At 73.0% G+C, this 20,105-nt stretch carries 19 protein-coding genes; 12 read left to right on the forward strand and 7 right to left on the reverse strand.

The features are described 5' to 3' along the window. Positions 1 to 103: 103 nt before the first annotated feature. Together FRZ03_RS14585 and FRZ03_RS14590 are read left to right on the forward strand one after the other, a co-directional pair. Positions 104 to 961: a PHP domain-containing protein gene (locus FRZ03_RS14585; protein WP_146465606.1), complete on the forward strand. Its 858-nt coding sequence runs from the start codon at positions 104 to 106 to the stop codon at positions 959 to 961. 77 nt (positions 962 to 1,038) lie between these two features. Next, positions 1,039 to 1,644, forward strand: coding sequence for a MarC family protein (locus FRZ03_RS14590; protein ID WP_146465580.1), 606 nt, complete (start codon positions 1,039 to 1,041; stop codon positions 1,642 to 1,644). Between the two features lie 74 nt (positions 1,645 to 1,718). On the opposite strand, the gene FRZ03_RS39105 is transcribed toward FRZ03_RS14590, so the two are convergent. Next, positions 1,719 to 1,871 (reverse strand): hypothetical protein, encoded by a 153-nt coding sequence (locus FRZ03_RS39105; protein ID WP_086805833.1) that lies wholly within the window; start codon positions 1,869 to 1,871, stop codon positions 1,719 to 1,721. A 205-nt stretch (positions 1,872 to 2,076) separates the two neighbouring features. Here FRZ03_RS39105 and FRZ03_RS14595 point away from each other — a divergent pair, with 205 nt between their 5' ends. Further along, on the forward strand, positions 2,077 to 2,982 hold the full coding sequence (locus FRZ03_RS14595) for an NYN domain-containing protein (RefSeq protein ID WP_146465607.1): 906 nt from the start codon (positions 2,077 to 2,079) through the stop codon (positions 2,980 to 2,982). Here the strand turns inward: FRZ03_RS14595 and FRZ03_RS14600 are convergent. Continuing rightward, positions 2,979 to 3,887, reverse strand: a complete 909-nt coding sequence (locus FRZ03_RS14600) for an alpha/beta fold hydrolase (RefSeq protein WP_146465581.1) — start codon at positions 3,885 to 3,887, stop codon at positions 2,979 to 2,981. The two genes, FRZ03_RS14595 and FRZ03_RS14600, sit on opposite strands and share 4 nt — an antisense overlap. Positions 3,888 to 4,001: 114 nt before the next feature. Next, complete coding sequence (locus FRZ03_RS14605) at positions 4,002 to 6,545, reverse strand: DEAD/DEAH box helicase (protein WP_146465582.1); 2,544 nt, start codon at positions 6,543 to 6,545, stop codon at positions 4,002 to 4,004. Between the two features lie 505 nt (positions 6,546 to 7,050). Between FRZ03_RS14605 and FRZ03_RS14615 the strand changes: the two genes are divergently transcribed. After that, complete coding sequence (locus FRZ03_RS14615; RefSeq protein ID WP_186785426.1) at positions 7,051 to 7,794, forward strand: ferritin-like fold-containing protein; 744 nt, start codon at positions 7,051 to 7,053, stop codon at positions 7,792 to 7,794. A gap of 99 nt (positions 7,795 to 7,893) precedes the next feature. On the opposite strand, the gene FRZ03_RS14620 is transcribed toward FRZ03_RS14615, so the two are convergent. The 4 genes from FRZ03_RS14620 to FRZ03_RS14635 form a co-directional block, all read right to left on the reverse strand. Next, complete coding sequence (locus FRZ03_RS14620) at positions 7,894 to 8,157, reverse strand: hypothetical protein (RefSeq protein WP_146465585.1); 264 nt, start codon at positions 8,155 to 8,157, stop codon at positions 7,894 to 7,896. 173 nt (positions 8,158 to 8,330) lie between these two features. Next, complete coding sequence (locus tag FRZ03_RS14625) at positions 8,331 to 8,558, reverse strand: DUF3107 domain-containing protein (protein WP_085566426.1); 228 nt, start codon at positions 8,556 to 8,558, stop codon at positions 8,331 to 8,333. A 128-nt stretch (positions 8,559 to 8,686) separates the two neighbouring features. Next, the gene (locus FRZ03_RS14630; protein ID WP_146465586.1) at positions 8,687 to 9,328 is read right to left on the reverse strand and encodes a TetR/AcrR family transcriptional regulator; all 642 of its coding nucleotides are present in this window, start codon (positions 9,326 to 9,328) and stop codon (positions 8,687 to 8,689) included. Positions 9,329 to 9,462: 134 nt separating this feature from the next. Continuing rightward, complete coding sequence (locus tag FRZ03_RS14635; RefSeq protein WP_146465587.1) at positions 9,463 to 9,687, reverse strand: hypothetical protein; 225 nt, start codon at positions 9,685 to 9,687, stop codon at positions 9,463 to 9,465. Positions 9,688 to 9,886: 199 nt separating this feature from the next. On the opposite strand from FRZ03_RS14635, the gene FRZ03_RS14640 reads away from it, so the two are divergent. From FRZ03_RS14640 to FRZ03_RS14670, 8 genes are all read left to right on the forward strand, one after another. Then, complete coding sequence (locus FRZ03_RS14640) at positions 9,887 to 10,945, forward strand: alpha/beta fold hydrolase (protein WP_146465588.1); 1,059 nt, start codon at positions 9,887 to 9,889, stop codon at positions 10,943 to 10,945. Between the two features lie 8 nt (positions 10,946 to 10,953). After that, on the forward strand, positions 10,954 to 12,366 hold the full coding sequence (locus tag FRZ03_RS14645; RefSeq protein ID WP_146465589.1) for a DUF3152 domain-containing protein: 1,413 nt from the start codon (positions 10,954 to 10,956) through the stop codon (positions 12,364 to 12,366). 56 nt (positions 12,367 to 12,422) lie between these two features. Next, positions 12,423 to 12,518, forward strand: a complete 96-nt coding sequence (locus FRZ03_RS40980; protein ID WP_315902645.1) for an Ms4533A family Cys-rich leader peptide — start codon at positions 12,423 to 12,425, stop codon at positions 12,516 to 12,518. A gap of 194 nt (positions 12,519 to 12,712) precedes the next feature. Next, positions 12,713 to 14,431, forward strand: coding sequence for an ABC transporter substrate-binding protein (locus tag FRZ03_RS14650; protein WP_146465590.1), 1,719 nt, complete (start codon positions 12,713 to 12,715; stop codon positions 14,429 to 14,431). A 4-nt stretch (positions 14,432 to 14,435) separates the two neighbouring features. Continuing rightward, a complete protein-coding gene (locus tag FRZ03_RS14655; protein ID WP_146465591.1) occupies positions 14,436 to 15,491 on the forward strand; it encodes an ABC transporter permease in 1,056 nt (351 codons plus the stop codon). Further along, a complete protein-coding gene (locus FRZ03_RS14660; protein ID WP_146465592.1) occupies positions 15,488 to 16,486 on the forward strand; it encodes an ABC transporter permease in 999 nt (332 codons plus the stop codon). The genes FRZ03_RS14655 and FRZ03_RS14660 overlap by 4 nt, the downstream gene beginning before the upstream one ends. After that, entirely contained in the window at positions 16,483 to 18,075 is a 1,593-nt protein-coding gene (locus FRZ03_RS14665) for a dipeptide ABC transporter ATP-binding protein (RefSeq protein ID WP_146465593.1), read from the forward strand. Before FRZ03_RS14660 ends, FRZ03_RS14665 begins: the two co-directional genes overlap by 4 nt. 253 nt (positions 18,076 to 18,328) lie before the next feature. Continuing rightward, entirely contained in the window at positions 18,329 to 19,936 is a 1,608-nt protein-coding gene (locus FRZ03_RS14670; protein WP_398660343.1) for a glycosyltransferase, read from the forward strand. Positions 19,937 to 20,105: the final 169 nt, after the last annotated feature.

The raw sequence follows: 20,105 nt of genomic DNA on the forward strand, positions 1-20,105 counted from the left end.
GGCGTGTAGGGGGCGCACCTGGACGGCGGCTGTGACAAAAGGGGGTGCGCGGGGCGGTTATCCTGAGGTGTCCACTTCCGTCCTGGTCCCGTCTGGAGTCACCGTGCGCATCGACCTGCACTGTCACTCCACCGCGTCCGACGGTACGGACACCCCCGCCGAGCTGGTGCGCAAGGCCGCCGCGGCCGGACTGGACGTCGTCGCGCTGACCGACCACGACACCACCCGCGGCCACGCCGAGGCGATCGCCGCGCTGCCCGCCGGGCTGACCCTGGTCCCCGGCGCCGAGCTGTCCTGCCGCCTCGACGGTGTCTCGATGCACATGCTGGCCTACCTCTTCGACCCCGAGGAGACCGCCCTGCTCGCCGAGCGCGAGCTGGTCCGGGACGACCGGGTGCCGCGGGCCAAGGGCATGGTCGCCAAGCTGAACGCGCTGGGTGTGCCGGTCACCTGGGAGCAGGTCGAGCGGATCGCCGCCGGCGGTTCCGTGGGGCGCCCGCACGTCGCCTCCGCGCTGGTCGAGCTGGGCGTGGTGGAGACGGTGAGCGACGCGTTCACCGAGGAGTGGCTCGCCGACGGCGGCCGGGCCTGCGTGGAGAAGCACGAGACGGACCCCTTCGAGGCGATCCGGCTGGTCAAGGCCGCGGGCGGCGTCTGCGTGTTCGCGCACCCGGCCGCCGCCAAGCGCGGCCGCACGGTCCCCGAGTCCGCCATCGCCGAGCTGGCGGCGGCCGGTCTGGACGGCATCGAGGTCGACCACATGGACCACGACGCCGAGACCCGAGAGCGCCTGCGGGGCCTCGCGAAGGACCTCGGCCTGCTGGTCACGGGCTCCTCGGACTACCACGGCACGCGCAAGACCGTGACGCTCGGCGCGTACACGACCGACCCCGAGGTGTACGGGGAGATCACCCGCCGGGCGACCGGCGCGTTCCCGGTCCCGGGGGCCGGCGGAGCCTGAGGCCGCCCGCTCTTGGCCGGCTCACGCGCACTCACACCCTCAGTTCTTCTTCTTTCGGCAAGGCCAGTACTTCCCCCATGTTCGACATCGCCGTCTTCGGCTCTCTGTTCCTGACCCTTTTTGTCATCATGGATCCCCCTGGGATCACCCCGATCTTCCTCGCCCTGACCGCGGGCCGGCCGGCGAAGACGCAGAAGCGGATGGCGTTCCAGGCCGTCTGCGTGGCGTTCGGGGTCATCGCCGTCTTCGGCGTCCTGGGCCACCAGATCCTGAACTATCTGCACGTCTCCGTGCCCGCCCTGATGATCGCGGGCGGTCTGCTGCTCCTGCTGATCGCGCTCGACCTGCTCACCGGCAAGAACGACGAGCCGAAGGCCACCAAGGACGTCAACGTGGCCCTCGTGCCGCTGGGCATGCCGCTGCTGGCGGGGCCGGGCGCGATCGTCTCGGTCATCCTGGCCGTGCAGAAGGCCCACAGCGTGGACACCCAGATATCGGTGTGGATCGCGATCCTCGCGATCCACGTGGTGCTGTGGCTGGTGATGCGCTACTCGCTGCTGATCATCCGGGTCATCAAGGACGGCGGTGTGGTCCTGGTGACGCGGCTCGCGGGCATGATGCTCTCCGCGATCGCGGTGCAGCAGATCATCAACGGGATCACCCAGGTGATCCGGGGGAGCTGACGCTCAGGTGATCCGGGGGGACCGGGCCGTCGTCCGCGGCTCGGTTCCCCCGGAAGGCGTGAGCGGGAACCCCGTTACGAGGCCGGGGTCTCGGCCGGGCGGATCCACAGGCGCTGCCCCACTGCGGCGGCCTGCTGAACGATCCGATTGACGGAGGCGGCGTCCACGACGGTGCTGTCCACGGTGGTGCCGTCGACCTCGTCGAGTCGCATGATTTCGAAGCGCACAGGCTTCTCCCTTCGTCTGGTCATCCTCCTGCGGAGAACTACTCGATGGCACCGGATGTGTATCCGGTGTCGTATGAGACAACGTGCTGCTCGTGGCAAACATTCCCTACGCTAAGGAAATTTTTCGCGCATCTAATTACTGACTGATAAGTATCGTTCAGGACAGATCGGGACCGGTTGTGTTCACACTGTGACGACGAGGAGAATGGAGGTGATGAACGACGACCTGGCGCCTCTCGCCGCGCGTATCGACCGTACGAACGAGCTTCTCGAACGCATGCTCGCCGAGGTGGCGAAGACGCCCTCGACACACGCGATCTTCGTGGACGCGGGGTATCTGTACGCGGCGGCGGGCCGGCTGGTCGCCGGGACCGAGGACCGCCGGGCCTTCGACGTCGACGCCGAGGGCCTCATCGACGCGCTGATCGACCGCGCCCGCACCGTCTTCGCGGACAGCCGGCTGCTGCGCGTCTACTGGTACGACGGCGCCCGGCGCCGCATCCACACCGCCGAGCAGCAGATCATCGCCGAACTCCCCGACGTCAAGGTCCGCCTCGGCAACCTCAACGCCAACAACCAGCAGAAGGGCGTCGATTCACTGATCCGCACGGACCTGGAGTCACTCGCCCGGCACCGCGCCATCAGCGACGCGGCCCTGCTCGGCGGCGACGAGGACCTGGTCTCCGCGGTCGAGGCGGCCCAGGGCTACGGCGCCCGCGTCCACCTGTGGGGCATCGAGGCGCCCGAGGGCCGCAACCAGGCCGAGCCGCTGCTGTGGGAGGTCGACAGCCAGCGCACCCTCGACCTGGAGTTCTTCAAGCCCTACGTCTCCAGACGCACGGCCGCCGCCTACGAGGGCGGCGCCGGGACCCGGCCCACCCGCGAGGACGTCCGCTTCGTCGGCGCCCAGATCGCCGCCAAATGGCTGGCCTCCCGGGGCCGCGACGCCCTGGTCGAGCTGCTGCCCGGCCACCCGTACCTGCCCGGCTCCGTGGACCAGGACCTCCTGGTCGAGGCCGAGGGCCTGCTCCAGTACTCCCTGCGCGGCCAGGCGGATCTGCGCCGCGCGCTGCGGGACGGTTTCTGGGACCACCTCCAGGCGCAGTACTAGCGGCTCGCGCCCGTCGCCCGCGCCGGGCCCCTCGCAGCCGCCGCGTCCCAGAAGTCGGCGAGCACGCGCGCCGTTTCGCGGGGGCGCTCGGTGTTGGGGGAGTGCCCGGTGCCGTCGACGACCGTCCGCCGCGCCCCCAGACGTATCGCCATGTCGTCCAGCAGGGGCACGGGCCAGGTGTCGTCCCGGACGCCCGACAGCACATGGAACGGCAGCGGCAGGGCGGCCAGTTCCGCGACCCGGTCCGGCTCCGCGCACAACTGGCGTCCTGCGGCGAGGAGCTGGGCGGGCTTCGTGCTCAGCCAGCGGCGCCGCATGTCCTCCTCGACGGCCGGGGCGTCCTGCGGCGCGGGCGTCTTCGCCTCCTCGGGCGTCTCCATCGCCCGCATCGCCTCCCACACCTCGGCCATCGTCAGCACGGCGAGCGCGTCCCGCAGCAGCTTCACCCGCTCCTGCTGGGACGGGGAGATCCGCGCCGGGCCCGACGCCATCAGCGTCAGCGACCGGAACGGGGTGTGGTCCAGCAGCACGGCCGCACGGGAGATGTGACCGCCGAACGAGTGTCCCAGCAGATGCACCGGCCCACCGAGCGCCTCGGCCTGCGCCAGCACGTCCCGCGCCAACTCGCCTTGCGCATAAGCGGATTCGTCGTGCTGCGGGCCGTCCGACTCGAACTGCCCCCGCCCGTCCACGGCGACGGTCCGGTAGCCGCGCTCGCCGAGCGGCACGTGCAGCGGGTTGAAGTCCTCCTTGCTGCCGGTGAACCCCGGCACCAACAGCACGACACCCCTCGGCTCCACCCCCGCCGCCACGGGGGCGTCCACCACGGCGAACTCCCCCCGCGCGGTGCGCAGCCGGTACGCCTGGGCGCCGGGGGGCGGGACGAAGGTGTCGGGCGTGCTCATGAACAGAGGCTATCGGGAGCGCCGGGTGCCCGGCCGTGCGGTGGGGGGCGTCCGGGAACGGCGACGGCCCGGCCCACAGAAGTGGACCGGGCCGTCATCGGGCTACCGCGTGGATCAGGCCTCCGGGGCCTCCGCGGCCGCCGTCGCCTTGCGGGTGCGGCGCGGCTTGGCCGCCGGGGCGGCCTCCTCGGCCGTGGCCGCGGGGGCCGCGGTCTTCCGCGTCCGGCGCGGCTTGGTCTCCGGCTCGTCGCTGGCCTGCGCCGGGATCTCCGCCGTGGCCGTGGCCTTACGGGTCCGCCGTGCCTTCGGAGCGGCCGGCTCGGCACCGTCGGCCCCGTCTACGGCCGCGACCGCGGTCTTGCGGGTCCGACGCGGCTTGGCCTCCGCGACCTCGGCCTCGGTGGCCTCGGCGCTCGCCGCGGTCTTGCGGGTGCGGCGGGGCTTGGCCTCCGCGTCGGTCTCCGGCTTGGCGGCAGCCGTCTTGCGGGTGCGGCGCGGCTTGGCCTCGGCCTCCGGCGCGTCCGCCTCGGTGGCGGTCGCCTTGCGGGTGCGGCGGGGCTTGACTTCGGCCTCGGGGGCCTCCGCGTCGGTCTCCGCCTTGGCGGCCGCGGTCTTGCGGGTGCGGCGCGGCTTGGCCTCGGCCTCGGGGGCCTCCGCCTCGGTCTCCGCCTTGGCGGCGGCCGTCTTGCGAGTGCGGCGGGGCTTGGCCTCGGCCTCGGGGGCCTCCGCCTCGGTCTCCGCCTTGGCGGCGGCCGTCTTGCGGGTGCGGCGGGGCTTGACCTCGGCCTCGGGGGCCTCCGCGTCGGCCTTGGCGGCGGCCGTCTTGCGGGTGCGGCGCGGCTTGGCCTCGGCCTCGGGGGCCTCCGCCTCGGTCTCCGCCTTGGCGGCCGCGGTCTTGCGGGTGCGGCGGGGCTTGACCTCGGCCTCGGCCGTGTCCACCACTGCCTCCGCCGTCTTGCGGGTGCGGCGGCGCGGCTTGGTCTCCGGCTCCGGCTGCGTCTCCGCGGCCGGGGCCTCGACGGCGACGGTCTCGGCGGCCACGGCCTCCGGGGCCGGCGCCTCGGCCGCGGCCGTCTCCGGGCGCTCCGCGGTCTTGCGGGTACGGCGGCGGCGCGGCTTCTCCGCCTCGGGGGCCTCCACGGCGGGGGCCGCCACGGGCGACTCCACGACGGGGGCCGCCTCCGGCGTCTCGGTGGTCGCCTGCGTCGCCTCGGCCGTCACCGCGACCGGGGCCTGGGCGCCGCCACGGGTGCGGCGGCGACGGCGCGGGGTGCGCGGGGCCGCCGGCTCCTCCACGGACGCCGGGGACTCGGTGGCCGGGGCCGCGGCGGACGGGTCCACCGGGGCACCGCCACGGGTGCGGCGGCGACGGCGCGGGGTACGGGCCGGACGCTCGCGCTCGGGGGCCGGGGCGTCCGAGCGGTCGTGACGGCCGCCGCGGCCACGGCCGCGCGCGCCCCGTCCGCCGGTCTCGCCCAGGTCCTCCAGCTCCTCCGCGTCCAGACCGGCACGGGTCCGCTCCGAGCGCGGCAGGATGCCCTTGGTGCCCTCGGGGATGCCGAGGTCGGAGAACAGGTGCGGGGACGACGAGTACGTCTCCACCGGGTCGTTGAAGTCCAGCTCCAGCGCCTTGTTGATCAGCTGCCAGCGCGGGATGTCGTCCCAGTCCACGAACGTGATCGCCGTACCCTTGGCGCCCGCGCGGCCGGTGCGGCCGATGCGGTGGAGGTACGTCTTCTCGTCCTCGGGGGACTGGTAGTTGATGACGTGCGTGACGCCCTCGACGTCGATGCCGCGCGCGGCCACGTCGGTGCAGACCAGCACGTCGACCTTGCCGTTGCGGAAGGCGCGCAGCGCCTGCTCGCGGGCGCCCTGGCCGAGGTCGCCGTGGACCGCGCCGGAGGCGAACCCGCGGCGCTGCAACTGCTCGGCGATGTCCGCGGCCGTGCGCTTGGTCCGGCAGAAGATCATCGCCAGTCCGCGGCCCTCGGCCTGGAGGATGCGGGCGACCATCTCCGGCTTGTCCATGTTGTGCGCGCGGTAGACGAACTGCTTGATGTTCGCGACCGTCGCGCCCTCGTCGTCCGGCGCGGTGGCGCGGATGTGCGTGGGCCGGGACATGTAGCGGCGCGCGAGGCCGATGACCGCGCCCGGCATGGTCGCCGAGAACAGCATGGTCTGGCGCTTGGCCGGCAGCATGTCGATGATCTTCTCGACGTCGGGCAGGAAGCCCAGGTCGAGCATCTCGTCGGCCTCGTCGAGGACGAGGCACCTGACGTGCTTCAGGTCCAGCTTCTTCTGGCCCGCGAGGTCGAGGAGCCGGCCCGGGGTGCCGACGACCACGTCGACGCCCTTCTTCAGGGCCTCTACCTGGGGCTCGTAGGCCCGGCCGCCGTAGATGGCCACCACGCGCACGTTACGGACCTTGCCGGCCGTCTGGAGGTCGTTGGTGACCTGCGTGCACAGTTCGCGGGTGGGGACGACGACGAGCGCCTGCGGCGCGTCGGTGAGGGCTTCGGGGGCGGCGCGTCCGGCCTCCACGTCGGCGGGGACGGTCACGCGCTCGAGGAGCGGGAGGCCGAAGCCCAGCGTCTTGCCGGTGCCGGTCTTGGCCTGGCCGATGACGTCCGTGCCGGAAAGGGCGACGGGGAGCGTCATCTCCTGGATGGGGAAGGGGTTGATGATGCCGACGGCCTCCAGGGCCTCGGCGGTCTCGGGGAGAATCCCAAGGTCTCGAAACGTCGTAGTCAGGGTGCTGCCTCTTCTGTGTGGCGCGGTGCGAGGCGAGCGCGGGGGTCGTGGCTGACCGTGCCGGGGACGTCGGCTGCCGTACGGGCGAACCAGTCAAGGCAAGCCGTATGACACGGGACCTCTGCCGACGCTCTAGCGCTCGTACCGCTGAGGGTGTCCCTCCGGTCGTCGTACGTACTGAGCCGTACGGCCACGGAGGGCTGTCGGGTCGGAGCCGATCGGGCCACCGACCGGGCATCCTCATGCGTGCGCCCTGTCAGGGCACGTCGAACACCGTCGACGCACTCAGCATGCGCAATACCACCATACCCCGGATTGGCGCACACGCGATGGCCGATTCGGTCACGTAGTCGTCGTCACAGTGGTCGGCCAGGGGCTTGAGGGGGGCGCCGAGCGGGCTATTGTGCGCCTCATGACTAGCTCTGACAAGGCTGAGAACGCGTCCGCCGCCCCCGTGCCGACCGGTGTCGCCGCCCAGGACTGGGCGCAGGCCGCCGCCGAGCCGCACTACCGCGCCGCCGTCGTGGACCTGCTCGGCGCGCTCGCGTACGGCGAGCTCGCGGCGTTCGAGCGGCTCGCGGAGGACGCCAAGCTGGCGCCGACCCTCGCGGACAAGGCCGAGCTGGCGAAGATGGCCTCGGCCGAGTTCCACCACTTCGAGCGGCTGCGCGACCGGCTGACCGAGATCGGAGAGGAGCCGACGGCGGCGATGGACCCGTTCGTCGCCGCGCTCGACGGCTTCCACCGGCAGACCGCGCCGTCGGACTGGCTGGAGGGCCTGGTCAAGGCGTACGTCGGCGACTCCATCGCGAGCGACTTCTACCGGGAGGTCGCCGCGCGGCTCGACTCCGACACGCGTGAGCTGGTGCTCGCGGTGCTGGACGACACCGGGCACGCCGAGTTCGCGGTGGAGAAGGTGCGCGCCGCCATCGACGCCGATCCGCGGGTCGGCGGGCGCCTCGCGCTGTGGGCGCGGCGGCTGATGGGGGAGGCGCTGTCGCAGTCCCAGCGGGTCGTGGCGGACCGGGACGCGCTGTCCACGATGCTCGTGGGCGGGGTGGCCGACGGTTTCGACCTGGCGGAGGTGGGCCGGATGTTCACCCGGATCACCGAGGCGCACACCAAGCGGATGGCCGCGCTCGGCCTCGCGGCCTGAGGGACGCACGCCCCGTGAGGGGCGGTTTTCGGGGAGTGCGCGACCAGCGGACGCCGGACGGCTTGCCGCCGCGTCCCCGCGCTCCCCGGCCAAGAGCCGCTACGCCGTCGCCGAGCGGCGGACCCGTGACGGGCGCAGCAGCAGGGACAGCGACGCCGCCGAGATGACCAGGGCACCCAGAAGGGGGACGAGGGTCGGGCCGGGGTCGAGCGCGCTGCGCGTGACGAAGTCGCCCAGCAGGGCGCCCGCGACCGCGGTCGAGTAAATCAGGGGGCGGGCCGGGAGACGGTGGGCCAGGAGGCCCGCCGCGGCCCAGGCGAGCAGGAGACCGAGCACGGCGGCGCCGAGCGTTTCCAGGATCATGACGAGGGGTCCCTCCCACGGCCGGTCTGCTTGATCGGTCGTAGCCCGTCTTACCCGTGACCTGCGGAGCGCAATCCTCCGCTGTGGAGGAGTTGTGTCCCCCCTGTGCGTGGCCGGGACAGCGCGAGGGCCCGGCGGCCGAGTGCCGCCGGGCCCCTGTGCATGGCCTCGCCCTACAGCGCGCCGAAGCCCACCTTGCGCACGGTCGGCGCGCCGAGCTCCACGTACGCCAGCTTGTCCGTCGGCACCATGACCTTGCGGCCCTTCTCGTCCTCAAGGGTCAGCAGCTGCGTCTTCCCGGCCAGCGCGTCGGACACCAGGCGCTCGACCTCCTCGACGCTCTGACCGCTCTCCAGAACGATCTCGCGGGGCGCGTGCTGCACGCCGATCTTGACCTCCACGGCTATGTCCCTCCGACGGTCAGTGATGTGCGCGATCTTCCGCGCCGTACCTGCACACATTAGCCCGGTGAGGGGACGTCCACGCTTCCGGCCGGAACGCCATCAGCGAACACCGCGCGGGAATGACCTCAGTGCTGCTCGTTGCCGTGCAGCGGGAAACCGGCGATGCCCCGCCACGCGAGCGAGGCCAGCAGCTGCACCGCGTGGTCGCGCGGCACGCTGCGGTCGCTGTGCAGCCAGGAGCGGGCCACCACCTGGGCGAGCCCGCCGAGGCCGGAGGCGAGCAGCATGGACTCCGCGCGCGAGAGGCCGGTGTCCTCGGCGATGACGTCGCAGATCGCCTCGGCGCACTCGTTCGTCACCTTGTCGACGCGCTCGCGCACCGCCGGCTCGTTGGTCAGGTCCGACTCGAAGACCAGCCGGAAGGCGCCGCCGTCGTCCTCCACATAGGCGAAGTAGGCGTCCATGGTCGCCCGGACGCGCTGCTTGTTGTCGGTCGTCGACGCCAGCGCGCTGCGCACGGACTGGATCAGCGCCTCGCAGTGCTGGTCCAGCAGGGCGAGGTAGAGGTCGAGCTTGCCGGGGAAGTGCTGGTAGAGCACCGGCTTGCTGACGCCGGCCCGCTCGGCGATGTCGTCCATCGCCGCCGCGTGGTAGCCCTGTGCGACGAAGACCTCCTGGGCCGCGCCCAGCAACTGGTTCCGCCGGGCTCGGCGCGGCAGCCGGGTGCCGCGCGGGCGTGCTGCCTCAGTCTGCTCGATGGCTGTCACGCCGCCTCCCAAAGTCGTCCACATGCGGTGTCGACCGCGCGGCCATCGTACTTTTCGGTAACCGTGGCGTGCGCGGTGCGAACGCAGAATTTCACGTACCGGACGGCGGCGAAAGCCGCGGGCGTCCTCCGGGATCAGCGGTAGTCGTCCTCGTCCAGCGAGACCACGCGTGCCTGTTCGAGCAGATCGGCCTCGTTCGCCCGGTCCTTGTCCACTTCGGTCAACGTGTCGTCGCGCTCCGGCAGGATGTCGGCCTGCTGCTCGACGGCGTCCACGTCCGGGTCCTCCACACCCAGCTCGGGGGCCGTCTCGTCGTCCAGCTCCTCGATCGTGTCGGGCTCGGTGGGGTCGTGCGCCATGGTCGGGCTCCCTTCCTACGAACGTCCCTGGAACCAGCAGGGGCCACATGCGGGTGCCCTCTGTACGAGCCTAGGATGCGGCCGTTGCGGACGCCATGCCGTACGCGCCCGTTCGCTCACCGGGTGTCCCCGGGACGGTGGCGGATGCTGTGACGGCGAACACACGAACCCCGGTGTGATCACCTCGTAACATTGCCGCATGTCTTCGACCGAGTCGCCTTCCGTACCGGCCGCCAGTGTGCTCCCCAGGGTGGCGCCCGTCCGGGTCGGCGAGGGGGAGCGGCTGCGGTCGGTGGGTCTGCCGGGGGTCACCCTGTCGGTGCGTTGCCGCCCACCGGCGCGTGAGGGACTGCCGCGCGCCCTGTACGTGCACGGGCTCGGCGGTTCCTCGCAGAACTGGTCGGAGCTGATGGCCCACCTGGACGGCGTCGTGCACAGCGAGGCCGTCGACCTGCCGGGCTTCGGCGACTCGCCGCCCCCGGACGACGGCGACTACTCGGTCACCGGGCACGCGCGCGCGGTGATCCGCTATCTGGACGCGGCCGGCCAGGGCCCCGTCCACCTCTTCGGCAACTCGCTCGGCGGCGCCGTCGCCACCCGCGTGGCCGCCGTGCGCCCCGATCTGGTGCGCACCCTCACGCTGATCTCGCCCGCCCTGCCGGAGCTGCGCATCCAGCGCACCGCGGTGCCGACCGGACTGCTCGGCATACCCGGCATCGCGGCCCTGTTCACCCGGTTCACCAAGGAGTGGACGGCCGAGCAGCGGGTGCGCGGGGTCATGGGGCTCTGCTACGGCGATCCGGGCCGGGTGACGCCGGAGGCCTTCCGGTACGCCGTCGAGGAGCTGGAGCGGCGGCTGCGGCTGCCGTACTTCTGGGACGCGATGGCCCGCTCGGCGCGCGGCATCGTCAACGCGTACACGCTCGGCGGTCAGCACGGGCTGTGGCGGCAGGCCGAGCGCGTGCTCGCGCCGACGCTGCTCGTCTACGGCGGCCGGGACCAGCTCGTCGGCTACCGCATGTCCGCCAAGGCCGCCCGCGCCTTCCGCGACTCACGGCTGCTGACCCTGCCGGACGCCGGGCACGTGGCGATGATGGAGTATCCGGACGTGGTGGCGCGGGCGTTCCGGGAACTCCTGGCACAGCAGGGGGCGGACGAGGGAAACGCCGGGCGGGGCGACGTCGTTGACGACGACGGGGGCCAGAGTACGGACACGGGCGGCCGCGGGGCCGCCGACGGTACGGAAGCGGGGAGCTGAAGCACACCGTGGGACGCCACAGCCGCCGAGGACCGGCCCAGCCGGGCGCCGAGGACAGCGGTCCGGACATAGCGGCCAGGAGCGAACGGGGCGCGGAGCGCGCGGCGCCGGGAACGGGCGCCGGTGCCCGGGCCGGTGTGCGGGGAGCGCAGGGCCCGGCGGGCCCGGGGAGAGGGCCCGATCCGACGCCCGCCCACGGGGTGCCGCGGCTGCCGGAGGGCACTCCGGCCCGTGGTGTCCCGCGCTCGCCGGAGGGGGCTGCGGCCCGTGGTGTGCCGCGGCTGCCCGATGGCGCCCCGGCCCATGGCGTGCCCGGCGTCCCCGATGCCGGGGCGGCCCGTGGTGGCCACCCCGAGCAGCGTGAACCCGGGGGCGGCTGGGGCGATTTCGCAGGGCGGACCGGCACCGGTGCGCACGGTGTGGTGCTGCCCCGGCAGCGGCAGGCGGGCCCGGGCGGGCCGGCCGGGCGCGGCCCTCGGCAGGACTACCTGGACGCCTTCGACGGCGACGGCGACGGCGGCGGCGACCGGGGCCGCGGCGGGCCCGGGGGCACGCGCACGCAGGAGGAGCCGGCCGGGCACCGCGAGACGGCCGCCCCGGGCGCGGTCGAGGAGCAGAAGGAGAAGGCGGCGCCCGCCCAGCGCGGCGGCAAGGGGCGCGCCTTCACCGGTATCGCCGCCGCCGCGGTCACCACCGTGCTCGCGGTGGTCGTCGCCGGGCAGGTGACCGAGGGGCGGGACGACGCCGCCGCGCCGGGCCGGTCCGCGCCCGAGCAGGGCGACGCGAGCGGCCGTCCCTCCGCGCCGGCGAACGCCACGCCGCTGACGTACGAGCAGAAGATGGACCGGACGTACCCGCTGAGCGCCACCCTGAAGGGGGCCGGGAAGTTCGACACCGTCCCCGGGTTCGACAAGGCGCCCGGCGCGGGTCAGAAGTACCGCTACCGGGTCGACATCGAGCAGGGGATGGGCCTGGACGGCGCGCTGTTCGCGCAGGCCGTCCAGAAGACGCTGAACGACGACCGGAGTTGGGCGCACGGCGGCGCCCGCACCTTCGAGCGGATCTCCTCCGGCAAGCCCGACTTCGTGATCACCCTGGCCAGCCCCGGCACCACGGCCACCTGGTGCGCCAAGTCCGGCCTGGACACCACCGAGGACAACGTCTCCTGCGACTCGGCCGCCACCCAGCGCGTGATGATCAACGCGTACCGGTGGGCCCAGGGAAGCAAGACATATGGCGACAAGATCCATATGTACCGGCAAATGCTGATCAATCACGAGGTCGGCCACCGGCTCGGCCACAACCACGTCACCTGCGAGAAGAACGGCGAACTCGCGCCGGTCATGCAGCAGCAGACCAAGTTCCTCGACCACGACGGAATCCACTGCCTGCCCAACGCCTGGCCCTATCCCAGGAGTTGACATCACGCGCTTATGTCACATTGACATGAGCTGCGAGTTCGTTCATATTTCTGCGCATGTGGTCCCGCCATGCCGTCTCCGACAGCGCCGCCATCGAGCTGGCGCTGATCGGTGTGACCGCACTCTGCGTGGCCGACATCGACTGTCGCTGACGCCGCCCCCCTGGCGTACGCGTCGCGACCTTTCTCCGCTCTGCCGTCCGTGACCCCGGTCACGGACCTTCCGACGACCCGGCGCCGGGGCGACGTCTGTCCAAGGACGTCTCACTCCTCGTCCGTATGTCTCACCATCCGAGAGATCTCGCCCTTCGAGGTCCTCGGCACAGCCCCGAGAGGTCGTCATTCCGATGCGTCAACCGTCCGTCATAGCGCGCCGCGTGGCAGCGGCATCCGTCAGCCTGGTCGTGGCAGCGGGCGCCGCCGCCTGCGGTCCGAAGGACAACGATGCCAAGGGTTCCGGTGGCGACTCCACGCCTCACAAGGGCGGCACGCTCACGGTCCTGAACTCCCAGCCGCAGACCGACTTCGACCCCGCGCGCCTGTACACCTCGGGCGGCGGAAACGTCCCCTCGCTGGTCTTCCGCACCCTCACCACCCGCAACCGCGCCGACGGCGCGGCCGGCGCCAAGGTCGTGCCGGACCTGGCCACCGACACCGGGCGGCCCAGCAAGAACGCGACCGTGTGGACGTACACCCTGAAGAAGGGCCTCACGTACGAGGACGGCACCCCGATCACCTCGGCCGACATCAAGTACGGCATCGAGCGCTCCTTCGCCCCCGAACTCTCCGGCGGCGCGCCCTACCTGCGGGACTGGCTGACCGGCGCGGCCGACTACCAGGGGCCGTACAAGGACAAGAAGGGCCTGTCGGCGATCGAGACGCCCGACGACCGGACCATCGTCTTCCACCTGAACAAGCCCGAGGGCGAGTTCCCGTTCCTGGCCACCCAGACGCAGTTCGCGCCGGTGCCCAGGAGCAAGGACACGGGCACCAAGTACGAGGAGCACCCGGTCTCGTCCGGCCCCTACGAGGTCGTCAAGAACGAGAACGACGGCGAGCACGTGCTGCTCAAGCGCAACCCGCACTGGTCCGAGGCCACCGACGACCAGCGCAAGGCCTACCCGGACACCATCGACGTCCGCTCCGGGCTCGACTCCTCGGTGATCGACCAGCGGCTGTCCGCGTCCCAGGGCGCGGACGCCGCCGCCGTCACCACGGACACCAACCTCGGCCCGGCCGAACTCGCCAAGGTCACCGGCGACAAGGACCTCGCCGCGCGCGTGGGCACCGGCCACTTCGGCTACACGAACTACATCGCGTTCAACCCGACCGTGAAGCCGTTCGACAACCCCAAGGTGCGCGAGGCCATCGCCTACGCCGTCGACCGCTCCTCGGTGGTCAACGCGGCCGGCGGCAGCGCGCTCGCCGAGCCCGCCACCACCTTCCTGCCGAACCAGAAGTCCTTCGGCTACACGCCCTACGACCCGTTCCCGGCCGGCCCGTCGGGCAACCCGGCCAAGGCCAGGGAACTGCTGGCGCAGGCCGGCTACAAGAACGGGCTCACCGTCACGCTGACCCACTCCAACGCCAAGGACTTCGCGACCAGCCCGGAGATCGCCACCGCCCTCCAGGACGCGCTCAAGAAGGCCGGCATCACGGTCAGGCTCCAGGGCCTGGAGGACAACGACTACCGGGACACCGTGCACAGCGTGAAGACCGAGCCCGGCTTCTTCCTGGCCGGCTGGGGTGCCGACTGGCCCTCCGGAGGCCCGTTCCTCGCCCCGATCTTCGACGGCCGGCAGATCGTCAAGGACGGCGCCAACTTCAACGCGAGCCGGCTCGACGACAAGTCGGTCAACAACGAGATTGACGCGATCAACAAGTTGACCGACCTCGACGCGGCCGCCAAGCGCTGGGGCGCGCTGGACAAGAAGATCGGTGGGCGGGCCCTCGTGGTGCCGCTGTTCCACCCGGTCTACAAGCGCCTGGTCGGCAAGGACGTCCGGAACGTCGTCATCAGCGACTGGACCGGCGTGCTGGACATCTCCCAGGTCGCGGTGAAGTGACGCCGTGAGCGAGGCACTTGTCACCGTCGAGGCCGCCGGGACGGGCAGCACCGTCCCGGCGGCCTCGGGGGCCCGTCTGTTCTGGCGGCTGCGGGCGCAGCGCGCCGCCCTCGTCGCCGCGGCGGTCGTCGCGCTGCTCGTCCTGATCGCGCTCGCCGCGCCGCTGCTCACCGCGGTCGAGGGCCAGGACCCCACCACCTACCACCCGTCCCTGATCGACTCCGCGCGCGGCGGCGTGCCCGTCGGCTCCTTCGGCGGCATCGGCGCCGACCACTGGCTGGGGGTCGAGCCCCAGACCGGCCGCGACCTGTTCGCGCGCCTGGTCTACGGCGCCCGGGTCTCGCTCGGCGTGGCCCTGGCCGCCACGGTCATCCAGGTCGTCGTCGGGGTCGTCGTCGGCGTGGCCGCCGCGCTCGGCAGTCAATGGGTCGATCAACTGTTGAGCCGGATCACCGACGTCATCGTCGCCATGCCCTTGATGATCATGTCGTTGGCGCTGCTGGCGATCGTGCCGGCGAGCTTCCCGCGGCCCGTCCTGGTCACCCTCGTCATCGGCCTGGTCGCCTGGGGCAGCATCGCGAAGATCGTGCGCGCCCAGACCCTGTCCACGAAGGGGCTCGACTACGTCTCGGCCGCCCGCCTCAGCGGCTGGCGGACCTGGCAGATCGCCCGCCGCGAACTGCTGCCCGGGCTCGCCGCGCCCGTCATCACCTACGCGGCGCTCCTGGTGCCCATGAACATCTCGGTCGAGTCCGCGCTGTCCTTCCTCGGCGTCGGCGTGAAGCCGCCCACGCCCTCCTGGGGACAGATGCTCACCGCCGCCGACGTCTGGTACCAGGCCGCGCCCCAGTACCTGCTGCTGCCGGCCGGCGCCCTGTTCGTCACCGTCCTCTCCCTCACCGTGCTCGGCGACGGCGTGCGCACCGCCCTCGATCCGCGCGCCGCCTCCCGGCTGCGCGTCGGCACCGGGCGCAAGGACCCGGCGGCGAACGCGCGCGCGGACGTCGGGCAGACGGCCGGGAGCGCGGACGTCACGAAGAAGAAGGAGGCGAGCGCATGAGCGGCTTCGGCGGATTCCTGCTGCGCCGGGCCGTGGGCACGGTGATCACCCTGCTCGCCGTCTCGGTGATCGTCTACGTCGTCTTCTACGCCACCCCCGGCAACGTCGCCCAGATCACCTGCGGCCCGCGCTGCTCGCCGGAACAGGTGCACCAGGTCGCCGAGCGGCTGCGGCTGGACGACCCCCTCTCCGTGCGCTACTGGCACTTCCTCCAGGGCCTGTTCGTCGGCCAGGACTTCTCCACCGGCACCTCCGTGGAGCACTGCGCGGCGCCCTGCCTCGGGGAGTCGTACCAGACCGGCCGGCAGGTCCTGGACATCATCCTGGGCAAGCTGCCCGTCAGCCTCTCGCTGGTCGTCGGCGCGATGGTGCTCTGGCTCCTGCTCGGCGTCGGCACCGGGGTGCTGTCCGCCTGGCGGCGGGGCCGGATCTCCGAGCGGGCGCTGACCGCGGTCACCCTCGCGGGCACGGCCACCCCGGTGTTCGTCATCGGCCTGGTGCTGATGATCGTCGTCTGCGGCGAACTCCAGCTGCTGCCCTTCCCGCAGTACGTGAACTTCACCGACGACCCCGAACAGTGGGCCTGGAACCTGCTGCTGCCCTGGCTGTCGCTGGCCCTGATCGAGGCGGCGACCTTCGCCCGGCTGACCCGCAGCGCCATGCTGGAGACCCTCGCCGAGGACCATGTGCGCACCTTCCGGGCGTACGGCGTGGGGGAGCGGGCCATCGTCGTACGGCACGCGCTGCGCGGCGCGTTCGCCCCGGTCATCGCCCTCAACGCCAACAACGTCGGCTCCGCCATCGGCGGCGCCGTTCTCGCCGAGACCCTGTTCGGCCTGCCCGGCATCGGCCAGGAACTCGTCCACGCGGTCGCGGTGGTCGACCTGCCGGTGGTCGTCGGCATGGTCCTCGTCATCTCGTTCTTCGTGGTGCTCGCCAACGCCGTCGCGGACGTGCTGTACGCGGTGGCCGACCGACGGGTGGTGCTCGCATGAGCCTGGTGGAAGTCACGGACCTGACCGTGGAGTTCGGCACCCTGCGGGCCGTGGACGGACTGTCCTTCAGCCTCGCCGAGGGCGGCGCGCTGGCCCTGGTCGGCGAGTCCGGCTCCGGCAAGTCCACCGTCGCGGGCGCCCTGCTGGGCCTGCACCACGGCACCGGCGCCCGGACCGGCGGCTCCGTGCGGGTCGCCGGCACCGACGTCCAGGCGGCCACGGAGCGGGAACTGCGGCGGTTGCGCGGTGCCAGGGCCGCCATGGTCTTCCAGGACCCGCTGTCCTCCCTCGACCCCTACTACGCCATCGGCGACCAGATCGCCGAGGTGTACCGGGTGCACACCCGGGCCTCGCGCCGCGCCGCCCGCGCGCGTGCCGTGGAGGTCCTGGACCGGGTCGGGATCCCGGACGCCGCCCGGCGGGCCCGGTCCCGCCCGCACGAGTTCAGCGGCGGCATGCGCCAGCGCGCCCTGATCGCCATGGCGCTCGCCTGCGCCCCCGATCTGCTGATCGCCGACGAGCCGACCACCGCGCTCGACGTCACCGTCCAGGCCCAGATCCTCGACCTGCTGCACACCCTGCGCACGGAGACCGGCATGGGCCTGCTGCTGGTCACCCACGACGTGGGCGTGGCCGCGGAGAGCGTTGAGGAGGTGCTGGTCATGCGGCACGGCAGGGCCGTCGAGCACGGCCCGGTCGGCACGGTCCTGGCGGCGCCCCGCGCGGCCTACACCCGCGAACTCCTCGACGCCGTGCCGCGCGTGGACACGCGCCGCACCGGTTCGCCCGCAACCGACGAGATCGTGCTGGAGGCCACCGGGCTGCGGCGCGAATTCGGGCGCGGCAAGCGGGCGTTCGCCGCCGTGGACGACGTCTCGCTCACCGTGCGGCGCGGCGAGACCGTCGGCGTCGTCGGCGAGAGCGGCAGCGGCAAGACCACCCTCGGCCGGATGCTGGTCGGGCTGCTGGCCCCGACCGCGGGCACGATCCGGTACGCGGGCGCCGCGCACACCGGCGTGAACCCGGCCGTCCAGATGGTCTTCCAGGACCCGGTCTCCTCCCTCAACCCCCGCCGCAGCGTGGGCGAGTCCATCGCCGATCCGCTGCGCGCGCGGGGCGAGAAGGACGAGGAGCGGATCCGCGGGCGGGTGACGGAACTGCTGGAGCGCGTGGGCCTCGAAGGGGCGCACCACGACCGCTACCCGCACGAGTTCAGCGGCGGTCAGCGCCAGCGCATCGGCATCGCCCGCGCGCTCGCCGCCGACCCGCGCGTCCTCGTCTGCGACGAGCCCGTCTCCGCGCTCGACGTCACCACCCAGGCCCAAGTGGTCGAGCTGCTCGGCGAGTTGCAGCGGGAACTCGGTCTCGCGCTGGTCTTCATCGCGCACGACCTCGCCGTCGTCCGCCAGGTCAGCGACCGGCTCGCGGTGATGCACGGGGGCCGGGTGGTGGAGTACGGCCCGGCCGACGAGGTGTACGACAGCCCGCGCGAGGAGTACACCCGGCGGCTGCTGGCCGCGGTGCCCGCCCTCGACCCGGAGCTGGCGGCCCGGCGCCGCGCCGCGCGCGGCGAACCCGCGGCGGCGTGACGGCGCGCACCGGAGCGGACATGGCGTCCCGTGCCCGCGTGAGCGCCTAGCGCGACGAAACGCCCTCCGCACGGGAAAGTTACGACCGTTCACCCCTTTTGGTGGCGCGATGGACAACCGTCCGTCGCGCCACCCGCTTGTCCGCTTACGTTCGTCCCGCTGCGAGCCGCCGGGCCGACGGTGGCCGACCGGAAGGAAGATCGGGGGTGCACACGTGCGCGCAGCACTGCTTACGGAGGGTGGTTATCCGTATGTGGACGGTGACGCCGGCCTCTGGTGCGACCGGCTGGTGCGTGGGCTGGACCGGCACGAGTTCGACCTCTACGCGCTCAGCCGCAGCCGGCGCCAGGAGGAACGGGGACTGCTCCCCCTGCCGCCCCAGGTGACCCGGGTCCGTACGGCACCGCTGTGGACGGCGCAGGACGACGGCCGGGCGGTCGCGTACGGACGGCGCGCACGCGGGCGCTTCGCCGAGCACTACGGCGAGCTGGCCGGCGCGCTGTGCGCCACGCCGGACACCTCCGTGGGTGACGCGGTGGCGGACCGTTTCGCCAACGCGCTGTACGGCCTGGCGGGCCTCGCCCGCGAACACGGCGGACTCGGCGCCGCCCTGCGCTCCGACATCGCCGTGCGCACCCTGGAGCGCGCCTGCCGCGCCTCCGGTGCGCCGCGCACGGCGCGCGGGGCCCGCGTGGCCGATCTGCTCACCGTCACCGCACACCTCGAACGCGCCCTGCGCCCCCTCTCCCTCGACTGGTACGGCGACGACGCCCTCGGCGCCGCCGACCTCTGCCACGCCACCTCCGGCGGGCCGGCCGCCCTCCCCGGGCTGCTCGCCCGGCACTTCTCCGGAGTGCCCCTGCTGGTCACCGAGTACGACGTCCGGCTGCGCTCCCACTACCTGACCCTCGGCCCCGACGCCGCCGCCCCCGCCGTACGCGCCCTGCTCGCCGCCTTCCACGGCCGGCTGGCCACGGAGGTCTACCGCCGCGCCGAACTCCTCACCCCCGGCAACGCGCACGCCCGCCGCTGGCAGCAGCGGTGCGGCGCCGACCGGGCCAGGATCCGCACGGTGTACCCCGGCATGGAGGCGGCCCGCTTCGCCGAGGTCGGCGAGTCCCCGGACCGCGCGGCCCCGGACACCCTGCTCTGGGTCGGGCGCGTCGAACCCGACAAGGACCTGGTCGCGCTGCTGCACGCCTTCGCCGAGGTCCGCAAGGAGGAGCCGCGGGCCCGGCTGCGCGTCGTCGGCGCGCCGAACGGCCCCGACGGCGCGGCCTATCTGGGCCAGTGCCGGGCGCTGGCGGCCCAGCTCTTCCCGGACGAGGCGGACGGCGCCCACGCCGTGGGCTCCAACCCCGTCTCCTTCGAGGAGATCGGCGGCCCCGAGGCCCCCACGCTGCCCGACGCGTACGCGGCCGGCGCGATCGTCGTGCTGTCCAGCGTGGTGGAGGGCTTCCCGACCGGGCTCATCGAGGCCATGTTCTGCGGCCGGGCCACCGTGTCGACGGACGTCGGCGCGGTGGTGGAGGTGATCGGCGGTACGGGACTCGTCGTACCCCCGCGCAATCCGCGGGCGCTCGCCGATGCCTGCGTGGCGCTGCTGCGCGACCCCGAGCGCCGCGCGCGGCTCGGCGCCGCCGCGCGCGCCCGGGCGCTCGAACTGTTCACCGTGGAGCAGAACATCGCCGCGTTCCACGGCATCTACCTGGAGATCGTCTCGCACTGCCCGGTCCGCCGGGACGTCCTCGACGCGGCCGGCGCGCCCCTCCCCTTCGCCGCGCCCGCCGAGTCCCACGTCCCCGCCCACTGGTCCAAGCCCCACGCCCCGGCCTGGGCCACCACGGAGGCCACCCGATGACCGACACACCGGGAACGCCGAGGGGCGCGGAACCGTGGGGCACGGGGACAGGCACGGGGACCTTCACGACCCCGACGGCGGACGACCCGCCCGGCGCGGCCCCGCGCACGCCCGACGTCTCCGCGCGCCGGCCGGGCGTTCCCGAGACGGCCTCGGGTACGCACACCCC

Source organism: Streptomyces misionensis (genome assembly GCF_007896895.1).
Lineage (GTDB): Bacteria > Actinomycetota > Actinomycetes > Streptomycetales > Streptomycetaceae > Streptomyces > Streptomyces misionensis_A.